Here is a 14,665-nt window from a genome sequence, read left to right as displayed (position 1 = left end):
GGAAGCGAACATGGAAGTACATGCAGCAATTACAGCACATTCTCGTAAACAAAATGAAGTGGTGAAAGCATTTCTACAATTAGAGGCGCAACGTGAAGCAGCAATTGAAGCAGCAGTATCGCTTGCATCAAATGGGAAACCTTTCTCTGTTGATGTAATTAATATGGTAACAAAACAAATTAATGGGCTTGCAAAAAACGGTATTGCACCGCAACGTAAGATTGTGACAGAAGAAATGGTGATGGAGTACGTAGAACGTTTACAAGAGAAAGAAGGTCGTTAAGTATGATCGTTACAGTCGAATGGTTACATGAACATATACAAGATGAGCATGTTCGTATTATCGATTGTCGTTTTGACTTAGCAAATCCGAATTGGGGAAGAGAGCAATATAATGAGGCACATATTTCAGGTGCACTCTATTTTGATTTAGATAAAGATTTATCAAGTCCGGTTACACAACATGGCGGACGTCACCCGCTTCCAAATATAGAAGCGTTTGTACAAAAACTTTCACAAGCTGGGATTGATGAACATACAACAGTTGTGGCATATGATAGTCAAGGAGGAGCAATGGCCTCTCGTCTCTGGTGGCTCTTAACGTACCTTGGACATGACAAAGTATATGTGTTAAATGGTGGCTTCCCAGAATGGAAGGAGCAAAAGGTCGAAGTAACGAATGATATACCAGTTTTTGCACCTAAGACGTTTGTTCCAACTCTGCAGCATGATATTGTCGTAACAATGGAAGAATTACAAGAGAAAATTAATAAACAGGCAAATATAACACTTATTGATTCGCGAGAACCAAAGCGCTATGCAGGATTAGAAGAACCAGTTGATAAAGTGGCCGGTCACATTCCAACTGCACAAAATTATTTTTGGAAAGATGGCGTAACTGATTTTGGTGCTTTTAAGGGACAGGACGCACAAGAAGAGCGCTTTATTCATCTTGATAAAAAGAAAGAAACGATTGTGTATTGCGGATCAGGTGTAACGGCATGTCCGAACGTATTAGCGTTAAAAATGGCTGGTTTTACAAGTGTAAAATTATATGCGGGCAGCTGGAGTGATTGGATTTCTTATCCTGAAAATCCAATTGCGAAAGAAAAACAGTAGCCTATTGCACCTCAAAAAGTTTTGTATTACAATAGGATCACAAGCAAGAAATACTTTAATAACAATATATTTTACACATTGCGAACAATGTGATAAGATAACGACAAATAAATAAAACATCCTGCGGTGTGCGTAACTTATTTATGTCTAAAACCGATGTTAGTTTTACGGAAGTTCGATATTTAGAGGCCAACATCAAGCCTTTCTTTGAGAAGGAAGATGAACGGTAACTGTGAGAACATCCACCTGCGAGTAGCGGGTTTTTGGACATTTACGAGGGACGGCACGTGCGGGGGTTCTATTTATCCTTATGATTAATAATAAATGCCTACGATGTACGTAGCTTGTGTATGTCTTAAACCAATGAGAGTAATACGGAAGTTCAATATTTAAATGTAGCCATCATGCCATCTTTTTAAGAAGGAAGATGAAAGCATTTTTGAGAGCATCCACCTGCGAGAGCGGGTTTATGGACATCTAGAGAGAACGGCATATGTGGGTCCTTCATAAAAACTTTATGTTGTATAACATAAGGTTTTTTTATTTGTTTTTCAGTATCATAGAAGAAATATGAGAATGTTACATAAAAAACATTGACACCAACTAGAAACGAGAGTAACATTTTTCTTATAATTAAATATGTCTCTGTTAGGTGAGGCTCCTGTATAGAGAGATGCTACTGCCCAAAAATGTCGAGAGACGCCAATGGGTCAACAGGAATGATCGAATTAAGGTCTTTCTTAATGTAGCTGGTGAAGAACCTATGCTATACAGTGCTAAAGCTCGGCGAGGGAGAGGTGCGATTTTTTTAATATAAGCTGCTTATAAAGCGCAGCTTCATTAAACTTCGCTTATTTGCGTATGTTCAGGCCTTTCTCGTTTCCGGGAAAGGTCTTTTTTAGTAAGGTTGTATTTTGTACAAATATATATAATAAAAAATAAATTTATGAGGAGGTGAGGAGCAATGTCAGCTTCGGACTCGGTTCCGTTACCCATATATTTCAAAAAAAGAATATGTCATGTAGGTAGGAAGCGAATTGTTCCTCCCTCTATATCTGTAAATAGATAAGTTGAGAAACAGTGAGTTTCTTCCTGCGTGCGCCAAGGAGGAGACGGACGATGTTATATGTTAATAAACGAGATGGAATTATAGGCAACATAAACCATAAAGGGCAAGAAATTTTACAGAAAAATAATGAAATGCTAGTAGAAGTTGCGATTCGAGATGTGAAATCTGTATATGCTTATTTTAAAACTACAAGAAATGGTCTTTCTGTTAAAGAAGCCAAAAAACGTATCGCGCAATACGGGAAAAATGAACGATATGCGAATAAAAAAATCATGCTAGCTTATATCATGATGAAGTTGATTGAAAAAGTAAGTCTGTTTGAAAAGGAAACGAATCAAACGAGTGCAGCAACATCAAAAACAGTTGCTGTCATAAGAGTAGTAAATGACAAAGCAAATGGAGTAGATTCAGATTCTGAAATGATGAATATTCCTGTAGAAGAATTGGTTCCAGGTGATGTAATTTGTCTTTCCGCAGGTGATACTGTACCAGCTGATGCACGCATTATTTACGCAAAAGATTTATTAGTAGATGAATCTCCTTTAACAGGAAAAGAAATGCTTGTAGAAAAATATGAAAGTTGTTATCATATCGAGAAAAAACGATTTATGCCGTTAAAACGCATAAAAGATTACAATCCACTTTATCTTGAAAATTTATGCTACAAAGGTACCCATATTGTGAATGGAACAGCAAAGGCAGTTGTTGTTTCCACTGGAAATAATACATATGTGGAACTATTACATCAATATTGTAAGTAATCTTTATAGATGCTAAATGGGGTAAATCAATGTATAATAAAAAGTACAATCATCATTGATTATTTATAACCTTGCGTCATGACGTGAGGTTTTTATTTTTGTCATTAGGAGAGGAATTATGAAAAAAGTATTATTAGTAGATGGTATGGCACTATTATTTCGTGCTTTTTATGCAACAAGTGTCTACGGACAATTTATGAAAAGACAAGATGGTACTCCGACAAACGGGATTCATGGTTATATGAAGCATTTATTAACAGCGTCTGGGACAATTGAGCCGACTCATATTGTAACGTGCTGGGATATGGGGAGTACAACTTTTCGAACAGAAGCGTTTTCAAACTATAAGGCGAATCGCGGGGCACCGCCAGAAGAATTAATTCCACAATTCGATTTAGTGCAAGAAATGACTGCGCATTTATCTATTCCAGTCATTGGTATAAAAGGATATGAAGCTGATGACTGTCTTGGAACATTAGCAAAAGCGTATCAAAATGAAGCAGAAGTGTTTATTTTAACGGGTGATACAGATTTGCTGCAGCTTGTTGATACAAATATTACAGTCATGCTCCTTCGCAAAGGAATTGGAAACTATGAATATTACACGCCTGAAAAAATTATCGAAGAAAAAGGTGTACAGCCGTGGCAAATTGTTCACGCGAAGGCATTTATGGGTGATTCAAGTGACAATTATCCAGGAGTAAAGGGCATTGGTGAAAAGACAGCATATAAGCTCATTCAAGAGCACGGAACAGTTGCAGCTGTTTTAGAAAACATTACACTATTAACGAAAACACAGCGTACAAAAATTGAAAATGACTTAGACAATTTGCATATGTCATTACAACTTGCACAAATTCATTGTGAAGTGCCAATTTCTTGTGAATTAGAAGAAGCTCTTCACACAATTGATATAGAGAAAATACGATTCGTTTGTGAGCAAATGAATTGGGGCAGACCTGAAATGTTTGTAAATATGTTATAAAGTGAAACTTCCATCAGCGGGGGTCTTACTGCCCGTTAATGCGGGATAAAAAGAGATTCTTGAAAAGGATTTATTTTAGAATATAGATAACGCCCAATCAAACTATACATTTGATTGGGCGTTATTATTTATGTTTAAAACATTTCAACTAGATATGGTTTCTACCATATCTAGTTTTTTTATATTGATTGTAAAGGTAGTAAACAAACTGTTGGAAGAGTTATGTTTCAATCGCAAAGCTATACACATATTGATTCATGAAAAAATATACATAGTTTTCATTTAAAATTCAAATGGATTTCACACAAATCTTTTATTATTACACAATACAGATAATTAATTATCTTTTATATAAATGAAATCTTTCATATCAATCAAGGAGGAAATTAAGTATGCGAAAAAAAATAAGAAAATCCTTTAAACAATTACTAATAGAAAATAAACAATTATTATTGAATGATAAGGAGAACATAAGAGAAATTGAAGAAAAAATTGAAAAACGACATGTATCATATGGAGCGGTGAGTAACTGAGTAAAGGAAAGTTTTTGATCAGGAAAATCCACATAATAAAGAGTTAATCTATAAATCTTGGATATACATTCAAATGAAAGCAGTGCAACTTAAGGTGTTGCTAATTCGAAAGTCCTTTCAGTGATAATCTGAAAGGACTTTGTTTATCTAACTTATTATTGGAAAGGATGTTAAAAAAACTTTATTTGTGGTCGATTTCTTGTAAATGAGTGAGTAAACGACTATGAATACGTAACAAAGTTTGAATATCTTCTTGTGGCATTTTTTCTAATGCAATCATCATTGCACGATAAGAGGATGAATTTTCGATAGATTTTTTTGCGATTTCTTTTCCTTCAGAAGTGACGTTTAATTTGAGTTCTCTTCGATCTTCTTGAGATTGTGCTCTTTCTACCAATCCGAGCTGAAAGAGTCCCTCTACACTTACACTTACTGTACTTTTAGGTAAAGAAAGCATTTCTACTACTGCTTTTAAAGTAAGGTCTGGTTTTGTATAAATAGTGTTTAAAATCCCCATTTGAGATACCGTCAATCCTAAGCTAGCAGCATTTTGTTGGGTGAATGAAACAATTGTTTTTTGAATCTCTAAAAATGATTGCATGATTTTTGTGGTTGTATGTAAATCGTTATTCGCCATTGCTAATCCTTCTTCCTATGTATTTAGTTCATTTTTGAACAGTTCAATATTAAACTAAATGAAATGAATAATCAACGAATTTTATTTTTTATCCTACTATTCGCGGGCGGTCATACCCTCGCCTTAAGATTATGAGGGATCAGAAGAAGATAGCTACTTGATTGGTTCAACTAACCATTGGTGGGGGAAACCGCTAATAGAAGTTTCACTTTATTTTTCAGAAAAACAGGAGATTCTACAGCAGTTTTCAAAGAAAATTCATTCTCATAACGCTCGAAAACATGTATGATAGAGAGTGGAGAATTTTTCAAATTAGGTGGGGACATCATGCAAACAGTTCAAGATTACCTTTCATTCTTACATACAAAAGGATTTAAATTATCAGAGGAAGCACAAGGATTTATTATGTTTGGTCAAGGATATACAGGTTCATCTGATAGAATTGTGAATGTGGCGATTGAAGCGACGATTAAGCATCAATTACAGTTTGATGGTAGTTACTTTATTGCTTTGTTAGAACGATTAAATGAAGAGAAAATTACCGATAAAAAAAGCGCGATGGCTTTTATGCGGAAGTTACAAACATAACTTCATGCAGCCTGCGCTTCTTTTTTTTGTTTATTTGGGAGTTCCACAAAGATCATTCCTAAGAAAATGCAAATGCATCCGATGATAGCTGATACTGACAATTGTTCATTCGCAACAAGAACACCTGTGATTGCAGCAAAGACTGGCTCCATTGCGAAAATAATGGCAACGCGGGTCGGTGACGTGTACTTTTGTGCTGTTGTCTGAATAAAGAATGCAAGAGAAGTAGCAAATAGCGATGTTAGCAATAATGCAAACAAAAATGAGCGATTCGTCCATAATGATAGCGAAAATAATTTCTCCCAATCTTCAAACAAAAACGCACAAATAGAAGAGAAGAGTCCAACTGCTAATATTTGTGTTGTACTTAATAATAGCGGAGACACCTTTTTTGAAAAGAATCCATTTACAAGTATGTGAGCAGCAAATGCTACAGCGCAACCTAAGATAAGCAGGTCTCCTATATTCAATTGAAAAGAATCTCCAGCTGTTAATAAGAACAATCCAATTGTAGCTACTGTAATTCCGAGTACAATAAATATATTCGCTTTTTGCTTTAAAAAGATAAACGATAAAACAGGTACCATGACAATACTAAGCCCTGTTAAAAATCCTGCTTTAGAAGAAGTTGTATATAATAAGCCGAATGTTTGTAACAAGTAACCAATAAATAAAAAGAATCCGACTATGATACCAGCGGAGCTACTATACCTTGCACGTTTAATAGGTATTTTTTTTATAGAAATGAGCTGAATAACCAGTAAAATAAGTCCAGCTAATAAGAAACGTACAGCATTAAAAGAAAATGGACCGACAAATGACATAGCATTTTGAACGACAACAAACGTAGCTCCCCAAATAAAGGCAACGAACAACAATGCGAGAGGAGCAATCCACTCTTTTTTCAATACACTACCCCCGTTCATTTTTTAAAATTGCTTTTCGTGCTAATTCATCTGCTACTTTATTTTGACTGCTTGGAATCCACTTCATAAAAAAGAGATCAAATTGCTGGGTCATTTGCAATGCTTCTTCTAAAAGTGGTGCATATAAGGGATTCTTCGCATATCGTTTTTCAACAGCTTGTTCTACAAGCTGAGAATCTGTTCGAAACGATACAATTTTATAATTATGTTCGGTGCAATATTTTAATGCAGCAAGTAATGCGTGATACTCAGCTTCATGATTGCTCATAACTCCAAGTGGAACAGAAAGCTGCACAGGCGGTTGAATACCTTTGATAAAAACCCCAGCGCCAGAAGGACCAGGGTTTCCTTTTGATGCACCATCAATGTACACTTCAATCAAATTGAAAACCTCCGATTAACCGATTGTAATGCTATAGCGGCATGTAAATGTTTCATTCGCTTTTAACATTTGAATTCCTTTTTTTTCTTTAAAGTCTTTTACGGGCTCTACTTCATCAGCAATGCCATACCAAGGTTCAATACATAGAAACGGTGCGCCGTCTCCAGGTGTCCACACACCCACAAATGGAAATCCTTCAAATGCTACTTTAATAAATTTATTATGTTTGTGAGAGCGGATGGCAATTTCGTTTTTGTTCATGTTTTCAAAAATAAGCGCATCGTTTTTAAATAAATCGTATGTAAGTGGAAGTTCGGTTGTTTCTTCTGCTACTATGAGTTTATTTTTAGAAAGAAATGGTCCTTCTAATACGCTTGTTTCTAAGTGCTCTAGAGTGCTGAAAGATAAGTAGTAATCTGTGAAAGATTCATTTGATAGTAAAGGACAATTAAAACCAGGGTGTCCTCCAATTGAAAAATACATTTCTTTTGTGTTTGGATTGATTACTTCATATGTTACGTATACAGATGTTTCATGTAATTCATAAGAAACGAGTAATTCAAATGCAAACGGATAGTTTTGTAATGTTTCTTCATTACTCGTTACTACGTATGTAATTTTTGATTCACTTTGTTCTTTTATTGTAAATGTTAGATCGCGAGCAAATCCATGCTGTGTTAACGAATAAGATTTTCCATCAACATAATATGTATTATCTACTAATCTTCCGACGATTGGGAATAAAATGGGAGCACGTCGTCCCCAATACTTTGAATCCCCTTGCCACATATATTCTGTACGATCTTCTTTTAATCGAATGCTTTGCAATTCTGCACCTTTTTCAGAAATAGAAACAATCATTTTTTCATTTTGAATTGTCGCTGTCATGAACAAACCCTCCTAAATCTTTCATGTTTTTTATTATACGTCTTATAAAAAGAAAAGGATAGTTTATCCCGCATTAACGGGCAGTAATACTCCCACCTCAAAATTCGGTGAAAGCAAAGAAGTTAGGTGGGAGATAAACTGCCCGTAAAAGCCCGATTGGTTCAACTAATAATCAGTGGGGGGATGAAGAAAACCCCCACTGATTAAAGTTTCACTTTATGACTATCCCTTTGTAATTCAGATCATTTGATACATCTTCTGCCATATTGACTTGAATTCAAATTATAAATATAATGTAATTTTGTTCATTTATATATTCACGTGGTTCGTAACCATCCCACGTAAAAAAACTAAGGAGATCATACAATGAAAATTAAGACACTTGTTGGTAACGGGATTTTAGCAGCTTTATATATTGTCGTTTCTATGCTTATTCAGCCTTTTGGTTTTACGAATATTCAATTTCGTATTTCGGAAATGTTCAATCATCTTGTTGTGTTCAATAAAAAATATATTTATGGGATTGTGTTAGGCGTATTTTTAACAAACCTCTTTTTCTCACCAATGATTGCATATGATCTTGTATTTGGGGTCGGACAATCTATTATTGCCTTGCTTTGTACAATTGTTTCTATGCGTTTTATAAAAGGGATATGGGCGCGTATGATTTTTAATACTGTTGTCTTTACGGTTACAATGTTCCTTATTGCGATTGAACTACATCTTGCATTCGACTTACCATTTTTGTTTACATGGCTAACATGTGCAATTGGTGAATTTGTTGTAATGGCTATTGGAGCACCTGTTATGTATTTTATTAATAAACGAGTGCAGTTTGAAAAATTTGTATAAGATAGATAAGAGAGTTGTTCACTTAATCGTGACAACTCTTATTTCTTTTCCTCAATTTATATTTGCAGGAGTTTCATTTTATCCCGCTATTTTGGGGCAGTAAGGCCCTCACCTCAAGACTCAGAGAGAAGCGAAGAAGATAGGTGGGGGATAACTGCTGGCATGCGCCCGATTGGTTCAACTAACCATCAGCGGGGGATGAAAAAAACCACTGATGGAAGTTTCACTTTATCGTGCGGAGATGAGATGTATTCGGAATAGAATACTGTGCTCATAGACAAAATATTATAAAATGAACATGTAATATTTGGTAGTGTATTGATTTTGTATGTAAAAGGGGGAGCAAAATGAAATATAAAATAGCTTGGTTATATCGAACAAAGCATGGTTTAGAGACTAACCTTGAAACAGATTACCTTCGTTTAGAAGAGGCGATGCAGTTTGCAGTAGACTTTGAAAAAACAGGGAGAGCGAAAGAACTGTTGTTTTATGATGAAATGGGGACGGAGTGGACGTTAAAAGAAGTTAAGAAATTGAGTAAACAAGTTGAAGAAGAGCCGCAAGATCTCTTATTGTATTTCGATGGAGGGTACGATATTGAGAAGAAAGAAGCGGGCGTGGGAGTGAGTATTTATTATAAGAAGCAGGGAAAAACGTATCGAATTCGTCGCAATGCTTACATAGAAGGAATTGATGATAATAATGAAGCGGAATATGCTGCGTTATTATACGGAATGAATGTGCTAGAAGAGCTAGGAGTTAAGTATGAATCCGTTATACTTCGCGGTGATTCTCAAGTGGTGCTCCAGCAATTAGCAGGTGAATGGCCATGTTATGAGGAACATTTAATCCATTATTTAGATCAAGTCGAACAAAAAGCAAAACAGATGAGAATAAAATTGATATGTGAACCTGTTTCTAGAAAACAGAATAAAGAAGCTCATCAATTGGCAACGCAAGCACTTGAAGGAACGGATATTGATAGTCATAAAGAAATAACAGAGTAGGGGTGTGAAGGAGTGGATCGTAAGCAGCTCATTACGGAAGTGAATGATTTATTAGAAACATATTGCGATGGCTGCTTTTTACAGCAGCATTTTCGAAAAGAACATAGTAAATATTATGCCCACTCCTTTTGCATTCGGCAATGCACAATAGGAGCAAAGCTAAAGGAGTATGGAAACCGATTATCTTGAACGATTCCCTATTTACTTTGTTGAGATAGGGAATTTTATACGATTATATGTAGAAAGCTTACAGTAGTTTTTATCCTGCTATTTTGGGGCAGTAAGACCCCCACCTCAAGATTTAGAGAGAAACGAGGAAGATAGGTGGGAGATGAAAAAACACTGATGGAAGTTTCACTTTATAGTTCGTTACGTACATAAATAGAAACATCCAGAGAATCCCCCTGGATGTTTTTTAATGCTTTGCTTCTTGTAATTGATGCTCGCATTTCTCTAATTTTTCTTCTTGATCTAATAAAAATGGTGTATCTAAATCTGTTGCTACTTCTTTCATTGTTTCCAGCTGAAGGCGAGCTGATTCAACCGCATTTGTAGCATGCTGCAATGATTCAGGATCCATTGTGACCGTCGCGGAGCCAACCATTTTTTGAGCAGTTTCTACGCGGAATTTTACTTCTTCAAAATCGTTTACAGGTAAACCCATTGTTTTCTCCTCCTTTATTTTCTCATTTCACATAGTTTTCGCTCTGAGAAAAAGAAATATACAGAGGAATAAACAAAGGAGGTTACCGATGGATAACCTCCTGTCATATGTTGAATTAAAGTTTTACTACGTTAGCAGCTTGAGGTCCGCGGTTTCCTTCAACGATTTCGAAAGAAACTTCATGACCTTCTTCTAGAGATTTGTAGCCTTCTCCTTGAATTGCACTGAAGTGTACGAATACATCGTCTGCACCCTCAACTTCGATAAATCCAAAACCTTTTTCGCTGTTAAACCATTTTACTTTACCTTGCATGTTATGATGCCTCCTAAATATGATTACTTTCTCATTTAGTGAATAATATAGAAAACATTCACAAATTCATAAAATTGAATTGTTATATTCTTGAATATTCTGCTAAATAATAACTTAAATATACATGAAATGGGAGATTTTAGTCAAGTAAGCGGTTTTATCTTTTTGTATTTTTAAATAATTTTTTACACTAGCTTTATAAATCATGTATAGGACAAATGCTAATTTTAATAACTTTAAATAAAGGTTGTACATAAAGAGGTGAGAGAATGCATCGGTCTTGTACCCGTAAAAGCCTGATTGGTTAACCATCAGTGGGGGATGAGAAAAGGACGATATACCAACTTGGATATTTACAGTAATTGAAAGCTCTTCTAATGTTGTATTAAATCTAGCGTTACTTTGCAATTTTGGGTTATCTTTATGTTTATATACACATATTATACAAGCATTCATATGCTATATAGGACTTCTTATTGTTTTATCTTGAATTTTCAAGTGTAAAACAAGGAATTTTACAATAAAATATGGAATATAAACAGGAAGAGGCAGGAGAATTTCTTTCAGAAATACATTAAATATTGCTTTTTCTGTTCATTTTGAAAGAACATTGCTTCTACACAAAGCATTCGGGTATATTACAGGGGAGCAAGGATTATATTAGTCGTTTGTTACATTCATTTTGTGTATACAGCTTTACAATTGTTCATATAAATTGAAGGGGAGATTTTTATGTATCGAACCATAGTAAATGAAAAAGAAATTATTATTACATTAGCACCAAAAATTCGTAAAGAAGTAACAGATAGAAACCCATTATACGAGGCTGTTCTTCAAACTGCTGAACGATTACTTCAAACAAAACAACCGACATTTGCTGTAAATCATGAAATATTAGGGCTAATTATTGGAGAAGTACAAAGAGGGGAAGTAACAGTTTTTGCAGTGGAACATATTATTCCGAAACAGAATATATTTGGCTCAAGTAATTTTTTCTATCCAAATGGAGAAGCAAGTAAGTTTATAATGGGAATAGAATAGAGAGAAAAGAAAGCGGTCATAACAATACGTTACGGCCGCTTTCTAAGGAGAGGAATATAGGGATGAAGCGAGTTATAAAAGAGTATTTCTTTCAGCATGATATTGTCATAATGATTGGAATTTTAATTGCTTTTATCGTTTTTTTGAACATGCAATTGTTTACATGGATTGCGGCTATTGCAGTCATTGCGGGTATTATCTTTTATACAATTAATGAATATGTAACACATCGTTTTTTATTTCATTTAAAACCGCCGAAGAATCCATTTTTATTAAAAATGTTAAAACGTCTTCATTATGATCATCACGTATATCCGAATGATTTAAAGTTATTATTTTTACCCGTGTGGTATAGTCTTCCTGGATTTATGATATATTTATGCATTGTATACGGTACTACTTCTAGCGTCACGGTGACATTATCATTTGGAATTGGAATGATCTTCATGCTTTTAGTATATGAATGGAAACATTACATTGCTCATCGGCCAATTCGTCCACTGACTCCATATGGAAGATGGCTAAAGAAGCAGCATATACTCCATCATTATAAAAATGAGAATTATTGGTTTGGAGTATCGAATCTATTTTACGATTTTCTATTCAAGACATATAGAGAAGGGAAAGATGTCGAAACGAGTGAAACAGCTCGTAATTTGGAAGGTGAGAAAGCGGTGCAATAAGCACTGTTTTTTTATTTCAATAAATGCTACGTTAAAAATGGAAAAATATGACGCAATTTGTCTATCGAAAAATCTTTGCTTATAAAAATAGATTGTCTACAATGAGATTAAGTTTCTGAATATTTATAAAATTTAGTAATTAATACATTCATGGGAGGGGATTTTCTATTATTCGTATTGAAAAGAAAGGGGACGATATGAAGTGAAACAAGAAACGTCTGCTCGTAAATTAAATAGTGAAATCAATTACACAGAAGTAGTACAATCTGCTGAATTTCAAAATTTGTTACAAGTAAAGAAAAAATTTATTGTACCGATGAGCATTTTCTTTTTTAGTTTTTTTATTGCCTTGCCTATTTTAACATCATATTCAAAAGTGCTTAATACACCAGCGTTTGGTGATATTACATGGGCATGGGTGTTTGCATTTGCTCAGTTCGTTATGACGTGGGCCCTGTGTATGATCTATAGTAAAAAAGCAGAATCATTTGATCGGTTATCGAATCAAATTCTTGAAAACATAGATAAAGAGAGGGGATAAATATTGAATACAACAGCTTTTACATTGTTTTTAATAATTGTTCTTGGAACGCTCGTCATTACGTACTACGCATCGAAAAAAACAAAAAATGCAAGCGATTTTTATACAGCAGGCGGTGGATTAACCGGGTGGCAAAACGGATTGGCGATTGCGGGTGATTACATGTCCGCTGCTTCTTTTCTTGGAATTGCCGGAGCAATAGCATTAACAGGTTTTGATGGATTCTTTTATAGTATTGGTTTTCTTGTTGCCTATTTAGTTGTATTATATCTTGTTGCAGAGCCGCTTCGAAATCTTGGGAAATTTACGTTAGCAGATATGATTGCAGCACGCTTTGATGCAAGAAAAGTACGCGGGGTAGCGGCGCTTAATACGATGACAATTTCGATTTTTTATATGATTGCACAGTTAGTTGGGGCAGGAGCACTTATTAAATTATTATTAGGAATTGAATATACAACGGCTGTATTGATTGTTGGGACATTGATGACTGTATATGTTATTTTTGGCGGAATGACAGCAACGAGCTGGGTTCAAATCGTTAAAGCAGTATTATTAATGGCAGGTACATTTATTATTTCTGTTATCGTGTTTGCGAAGTTTAATTTTAGTATTACAGAAATGTTTTCACAAATGAAGACAGCAACACCGCTGAAAGAAGCATTTTTAAATCCTGGTGTAAAGTATAAAGTTGGTTTAGATACTATTTCTTTAAATTTAGGGCTTGTTCTTGGTACGGCGGGATTGCCGCATATTCTCGTTCGTTTCTTTACGGTGCGTGATGCCAAAACAGCTCGTCAATCTGTTGTATATGCAACGTGGTTAATCGGAGCTTTTTACATTATGACAATTTTCTTAGGGTTTGGAGCGGCGGCATTTGTTGGGAATGAGGCAATTGTCAAAGCGAATGCTGCTGGAAATATGGCAGCGCCAATGTTAGCAAAAGCGTTAGGTGGAGATTTTTTGTTTGCTTTCGTTTCGGCAGTAGCATTTGCAACAATTTTAGCTGTAGTAGCAGGACTTGTTTTAACAGCTGCATCAGCGTTTGCTCATGATTTTTATAATGAAATTTTACGCCGCGGAAAAGCGACGGAAAAAGAACAAGTGAAAATGGCGCGCTATGCTTCAGTTGGAGTTGCAGTATTTTCTATTATTTTAGCGTTATTTGCACAAACATTAAATGTAGCGTTCCTTGTATCGCTTGCGTTTGCTGTTGCGGCGAGTGCGAATTTACCAGTTATTTTATTCACGATATATTGGAAGCGTTTTAATACGACCGGTGCAATTTGTGGTATGCTTGTTGGCTTAACTTCTGCTATTGTCCTCGTTGCGCTGAGTCCGAATGTATGGAATCCGGTGGCTGGAAAAGCAATTTTTGTTGGGGAGCCGTTATTTCCATATACAACACCAGGCATAATCTCCATTCCACTTGGATTTTTAGCTGCCTATTTAGGGACGATTTTATCTAGTAAGAAAGAAGATGCCGCGAAATTTGATGAAATATTAGTAAAGTCGAATACAGGACATGGCATTAGTGACGTATCGGCACATTAAGAAACAGAGTGCTTTCCGGCTAAAGGAAAGCACTTTTGTTTTTTACTAAATAACATTTACTAACTTTCTCTTTTGAATTTTTTAATTGGCTGGTAGGATTTACAGCATTTTTGTGGAATGAA

The 14,665-nt window shown here is 35.2% G+C and carries 19 protein-coding genes, 2 other RNA genes and 2 riboswitches; of the genes, 15 read left to right on the top strand and 6 right to left on the bottom strand.

The window, feature by feature from the left end:
- Positions 1-10 precede the first annotated feature (10 nt).
- The 7 genes from ACTDJC_RS08640 to ACTDJC_RS08610 all read left to right on the top strand — a co-directional run bounded on the left by ACTDJC_RS08640 (position 11) and on the right by ACTDJC_RS08610 (position 4,467).
- Positions 11-283 (top strand): YpbS family protein, encoded by a 273-nt coding sequence (locus ACTDJC_RS08640; protein ID WP_098309349.1) that lies wholly within the window; start codon positions 11-13, stop codon positions 281-283.
- Between the two features lie 2 nt (positions 284-285).
- On the top strand, positions 286-1,119 hold the full coding sequence (locus ACTDJC_RS08635) for a sulfurtransferase (protein WP_440603164.1): 834 nt from the start codon (positions 286-288) through the stop codon (positions 1,117-1,119).
- 115 nt (positions 1,120-1,234) lie between these two features.
- Positions 1,235-1,419, top strand: a non-coding RNA gene (gene ssrS / locus ACTDJC_RS08630) — 6S RNA.
- 22 nt (positions 1,420-1,441) lie between these two features.
- Positions 1,442-1,625: non-coding RNA, 6S RNA (gene ssrS / locus ACTDJC_RS08625), on the top strand.
- A 131-nt stretch (positions 1,626-1,756) separates the two neighbouring features.
- Positions 1,757-1,922: riboswitch (M-box (ykoK) riboswitch) on the top strand.
- A gap of 316 nt (positions 1,923-2,238) precedes the next feature.
- Positions 2,239-2,949, top strand: coding sequence for a P-type ATPase (locus ACTDJC_RS08620; RefSeq protein ID WP_440603163.1), 711 nt, complete (start codon positions 2,239-2,241; stop codon positions 2,947-2,949).
- Between the two features lie 118 nt (positions 2,950-3,067).
- Positions 3,068-3,934: a 5'-3' exonuclease gene (locus tag ACTDJC_RS08615; protein ID WP_440603162.1), complete on the top strand. Its 867-nt coding sequence runs from the start codon at positions 3,068-3,070 to the stop codon at positions 3,932-3,934.
- A gap of 392 nt (positions 3,935-4,326) precedes the next feature.
- The gene (locus ACTDJC_RS08610; protein WP_098309341.1) at positions 4,327-4,467 is read left to right on the top strand and encodes an FbpB family small basic protein; all 141 of its coding nucleotides are present in this window, start codon (positions 4,327-4,329) and stop codon (positions 4,465-4,467) included.
- Between the two features lie 181 nt (positions 4,468-4,648).
- On the opposite strand, the gene ACTDJC_RS08605 is transcribed toward ACTDJC_RS08610, so the two are convergent.
- A complete protein-coding gene (locus ACTDJC_RS08605) occupies positions 4,649-5,104 on the bottom strand; it encodes a MarR family winged helix-turn-helix transcriptional regulator (RefSeq protein ID WP_253629142.1) in 456 nt (151 codons plus the stop codon).
- A 327-nt stretch (positions 5,105-5,431) separates the two neighbouring features.
- On the opposite strand from ACTDJC_RS08605, the gene ACTDJC_RS08600 reads away from it, so the two are divergent.
- Complete coding sequence (locus ACTDJC_RS08600; protein WP_253629143.1) at positions 5,432-5,692, top strand: DUF6123 family protein; 261 nt, start codon at positions 5,432-5,434, stop codon at positions 5,690-5,692.
- A 2-nt stretch (positions 5,693-5,694) separates the two neighbouring features.
- Here the strand turns inward: ACTDJC_RS08600 and ACTDJC_RS08595 are convergent, their stop codons facing one another.
- The 3 genes from ACTDJC_RS08595 to ACTDJC_RS08585 are packed head-to-tail and all read right to left on the bottom strand — an operon-like array spanning position 5,695 to position 7,888.
- The gene (locus ACTDJC_RS08595) at positions 5,695-6,600 is read right to left on the bottom strand and encodes a DMT family transporter (protein ID WP_253629144.1); all 906 of its coding nucleotides are present in this window, start codon (positions 6,598-6,600) and stop codon (positions 5,695-5,697) included.
- A gap of 4 nt (positions 6,601-6,604) precedes the next feature.
- Complete coding sequence (locus ACTDJC_RS08590) at positions 6,605-7,000, bottom strand: reverse transcriptase-like protein (protein WP_440603161.1); 396 nt, start codon at positions 6,998-7,000, stop codon at positions 6,605-6,607.
- Positions 7,001-7,015: 15 nt separating this feature from the next.
- Positions 7,016-7,888 carry an aldose 1-epimerase family protein gene (locus ACTDJC_RS08585; RefSeq protein WP_440603160.1) on the bottom strand — a complete coding sequence of 291 codons (873 nt, stop codon included), beginning with the start codon at positions 7,886-7,888 and terminating at the stop codon, positions 7,016-7,018.
- A gap of 315 nt (positions 7,889-8,203) precedes the next feature.
- Positions 8,204-8,248, top strand: a riboswitch (PreQ1 riboswitch).
- A 6-nt stretch (positions 8,249-8,254) separates the two neighbouring features.
- On the opposite strand from ACTDJC_RS08585, the gene ACTDJC_RS08580 reads away from it, so the two are divergent.
- The 3 genes from ACTDJC_RS08580 (at position 8,255) to ACTDJC_RS08570 (ending at position 9,936) form a co-directional block, all read left to right on the top strand.
- Positions 8,255-8,740, top strand: coding sequence for a QueT transporter family protein (locus ACTDJC_RS08580; protein ID WP_440603159.1), 486 nt, complete (start codon positions 8,255-8,257; stop codon positions 8,738-8,740).
- A gap of 347 nt (positions 8,741-9,087) precedes the next feature.
- Positions 9,088-9,747 carry a ribonuclease H family protein gene (locus tag ACTDJC_RS08575; protein ID WP_440603158.1) on the top strand — a complete coding sequence of 220 codons (660 nt, stop codon included), beginning with the start codon at positions 9,088-9,090 and terminating at the stop codon, positions 9,745-9,747.
- A 12-nt stretch (positions 9,748-9,759) separates the two neighbouring features.
- Entirely contained in the window at positions 9,760-9,936 is a 177-nt protein-coding gene (locus ACTDJC_RS08570; protein WP_098310388.1) for a zinc-finger domain-containing protein, read from the top strand.
- 226 nt (positions 9,937-10,162) lie between these two features.
- Here the strand turns inward: ACTDJC_RS08570 and ACTDJC_RS08565 are convergent, their stop codons facing one another.
- The gene (locus ACTDJC_RS08565) at positions 10,163-10,411 is read right to left on the bottom strand and encodes a DUF2564 family protein (protein WP_098310387.1); all 249 of its coding nucleotides are present in this window, start codon (positions 10,409-10,411) and stop codon (positions 10,163-10,165) included.
- A gap of 115 nt (positions 10,412-10,526) precedes the next feature.
- Positions 10,527-10,724, bottom strand: coding sequence for a cold-shock protein CspD (cspD, locus tag ACTDJC_RS08560; protein WP_098310386.1), 198 nt, complete (start codon positions 10,722-10,724; stop codon positions 10,527-10,529).
- A gap of 732 nt (positions 10,725-11,456) precedes the next feature.
- Here cspD and ACTDJC_RS08555 point away from each other — a divergent pair.
- The 4 genes from ACTDJC_RS08555 to ACTDJC_RS08540 all read left to right on the top strand — a co-directional run bounded on the left by ACTDJC_RS08555 (position 11,457) and on the right by ACTDJC_RS08540 (position 14,543).
- Positions 11,457-11,765 (top strand): cytoplasmic protein, encoded by a 309-nt coding sequence (locus ACTDJC_RS08555; protein ID WP_098310385.1) that lies wholly within the window; start codon positions 11,457-11,459, stop codon positions 11,763-11,765.
- A 62-nt stretch (positions 11,766-11,827) separates the two neighbouring features.
- Positions 11,828-12,448, top strand: a complete 621-nt coding sequence (locus ACTDJC_RS08550) for a sterol desaturase family protein (protein ID WP_440603157.1) — start codon at positions 11,828-11,830, stop codon at positions 12,446-12,448.
- A gap of 202 nt (positions 12,449-12,650) precedes the next feature.
- Complete coding sequence (locus ACTDJC_RS08545; RefSeq protein ID WP_440603156.1) at positions 12,651-12,989, top strand: DUF485 domain-containing protein; 339 nt, start codon at positions 12,651-12,653, stop codon at positions 12,987-12,989.
- A gap of 3 nt (positions 12,990-12,992) precedes the next feature.
- Positions 12,993-14,543, top strand: a complete 1,551-nt coding sequence (locus ACTDJC_RS08540) for a solute symporter family protein (protein WP_440603155.1) — start codon at positions 12,993-12,995, stop codon at positions 14,541-14,543.
- Positions 14,544-14,665: the final 122 nt, after the last annotated feature.

The sequence above is a fragment of the Bacillus sp. GB_SG_008 genome, assembly GCF_052038115.1.
In the GTDB taxonomy this organism is placed as follows: domain Bacteria; phylum Bacillota; class Bacilli; order Bacillales; family Bacillaceae_G; genus Bacillus_A; species Bacillus_A rhizoplanae.
Note: the sequence above shows the minus strand (reverse complement) of the source record. Positions and strands in the feature narration are given on the sequence as shown.

Excerpts from the sequence above, each read along its gene's own strand:
- ACTDJC_RS08640 (WP_098309349.1), top strand. The coding sequence starts at position 11 with ATGGAAGTACATGCAGCAATTACAGCACATTCTCGTAAACAAAATGAA.
- ACTDJC_RS08635 (WP_440603164.1), top strand. The coding sequence starts at position 286 with ATGATCGTTACAGTCGAATGGTTACATGAACATATACAAGATGAGCAT.
- ACTDJC_RS08620 (WP_440603163.1), top strand. The coding sequence starts at position 2,239 with ATGTTATATGTTAATAAACGAGATGGAATTATAGGCAACATAAACCAT.
- ACTDJC_RS08615 (WP_440603162.1), top strand. The coding sequence starts at position 3,068 with ATGAAAAAAGTATTATTAGTAGATGGTATGGCACTATTATTTCGTGCT.
- ACTDJC_RS08610 (WP_098309341.1), top strand. The coding sequence starts at position 4,327 with ATGCGAAAAAAAATAAGAAAATCCTTTAAACAATTACTAATAGAAAAT.
- ACTDJC_RS08605 (WP_253629142.1), bottom strand. The coding sequence starts at position 5,104 with ATGGCGAATAACGATTTACATACAACCACAAAAATCATGCAATCATTT.
- ACTDJC_RS08600 (WP_253629143.1), top strand. The coding sequence starts at position 5,432 with ATGCAAACAGTTCAAGATTACCTTTCATTCTTACATACAAAAGGATTT.
- ACTDJC_RS08585 (WP_440603160.1), bottom strand. The coding sequence starts at position 7,888 with ATGACAGCGACAATTCAAAATGAAAAAATGATTGTTTCTATTTCTGAA.
- ACTDJC_RS08580 (WP_440603159.1), top strand. The coding sequence starts at position 8,255 with ATGAAAATTAAGACACTTGTTGGTAACGGGATTTTAGCAGCTTTATAT.
- ACTDJC_RS08575 (WP_440603158.1), top strand. The coding sequence starts at position 9,088 with ATGAAATATAAAATAGCTTGGTTATATCGAACAAAGCATGGTTTAGAG.
- ACTDJC_RS08565 (WP_098310387.1), bottom strand. The coding sequence starts at position 10,411 with ATGGGTTTACCTGTAAACGATTTTGAAGAAGTAAAATTCCGCGTAGAA.
- cspD (WP_098310386.1), bottom strand. The coding sequence starts at position 10,724 with ATGCAAGGTAAAGTAAAATGGTTTAACAGCGAAAAAGGTTTTGGATTT.
- ACTDJC_RS08555 (WP_098310385.1), top strand. The coding sequence starts at position 11,457 with ATGTATCGAACCATAGTAAATGAAAAAGAAATTATTATTACATTAGCA.
- ACTDJC_RS08550 (WP_440603157.1), top strand. The coding sequence starts at position 11,828 with ATGAAGCGAGTTATAAAAGAGTATTTCTTTCAGCATGATATTGTCATA.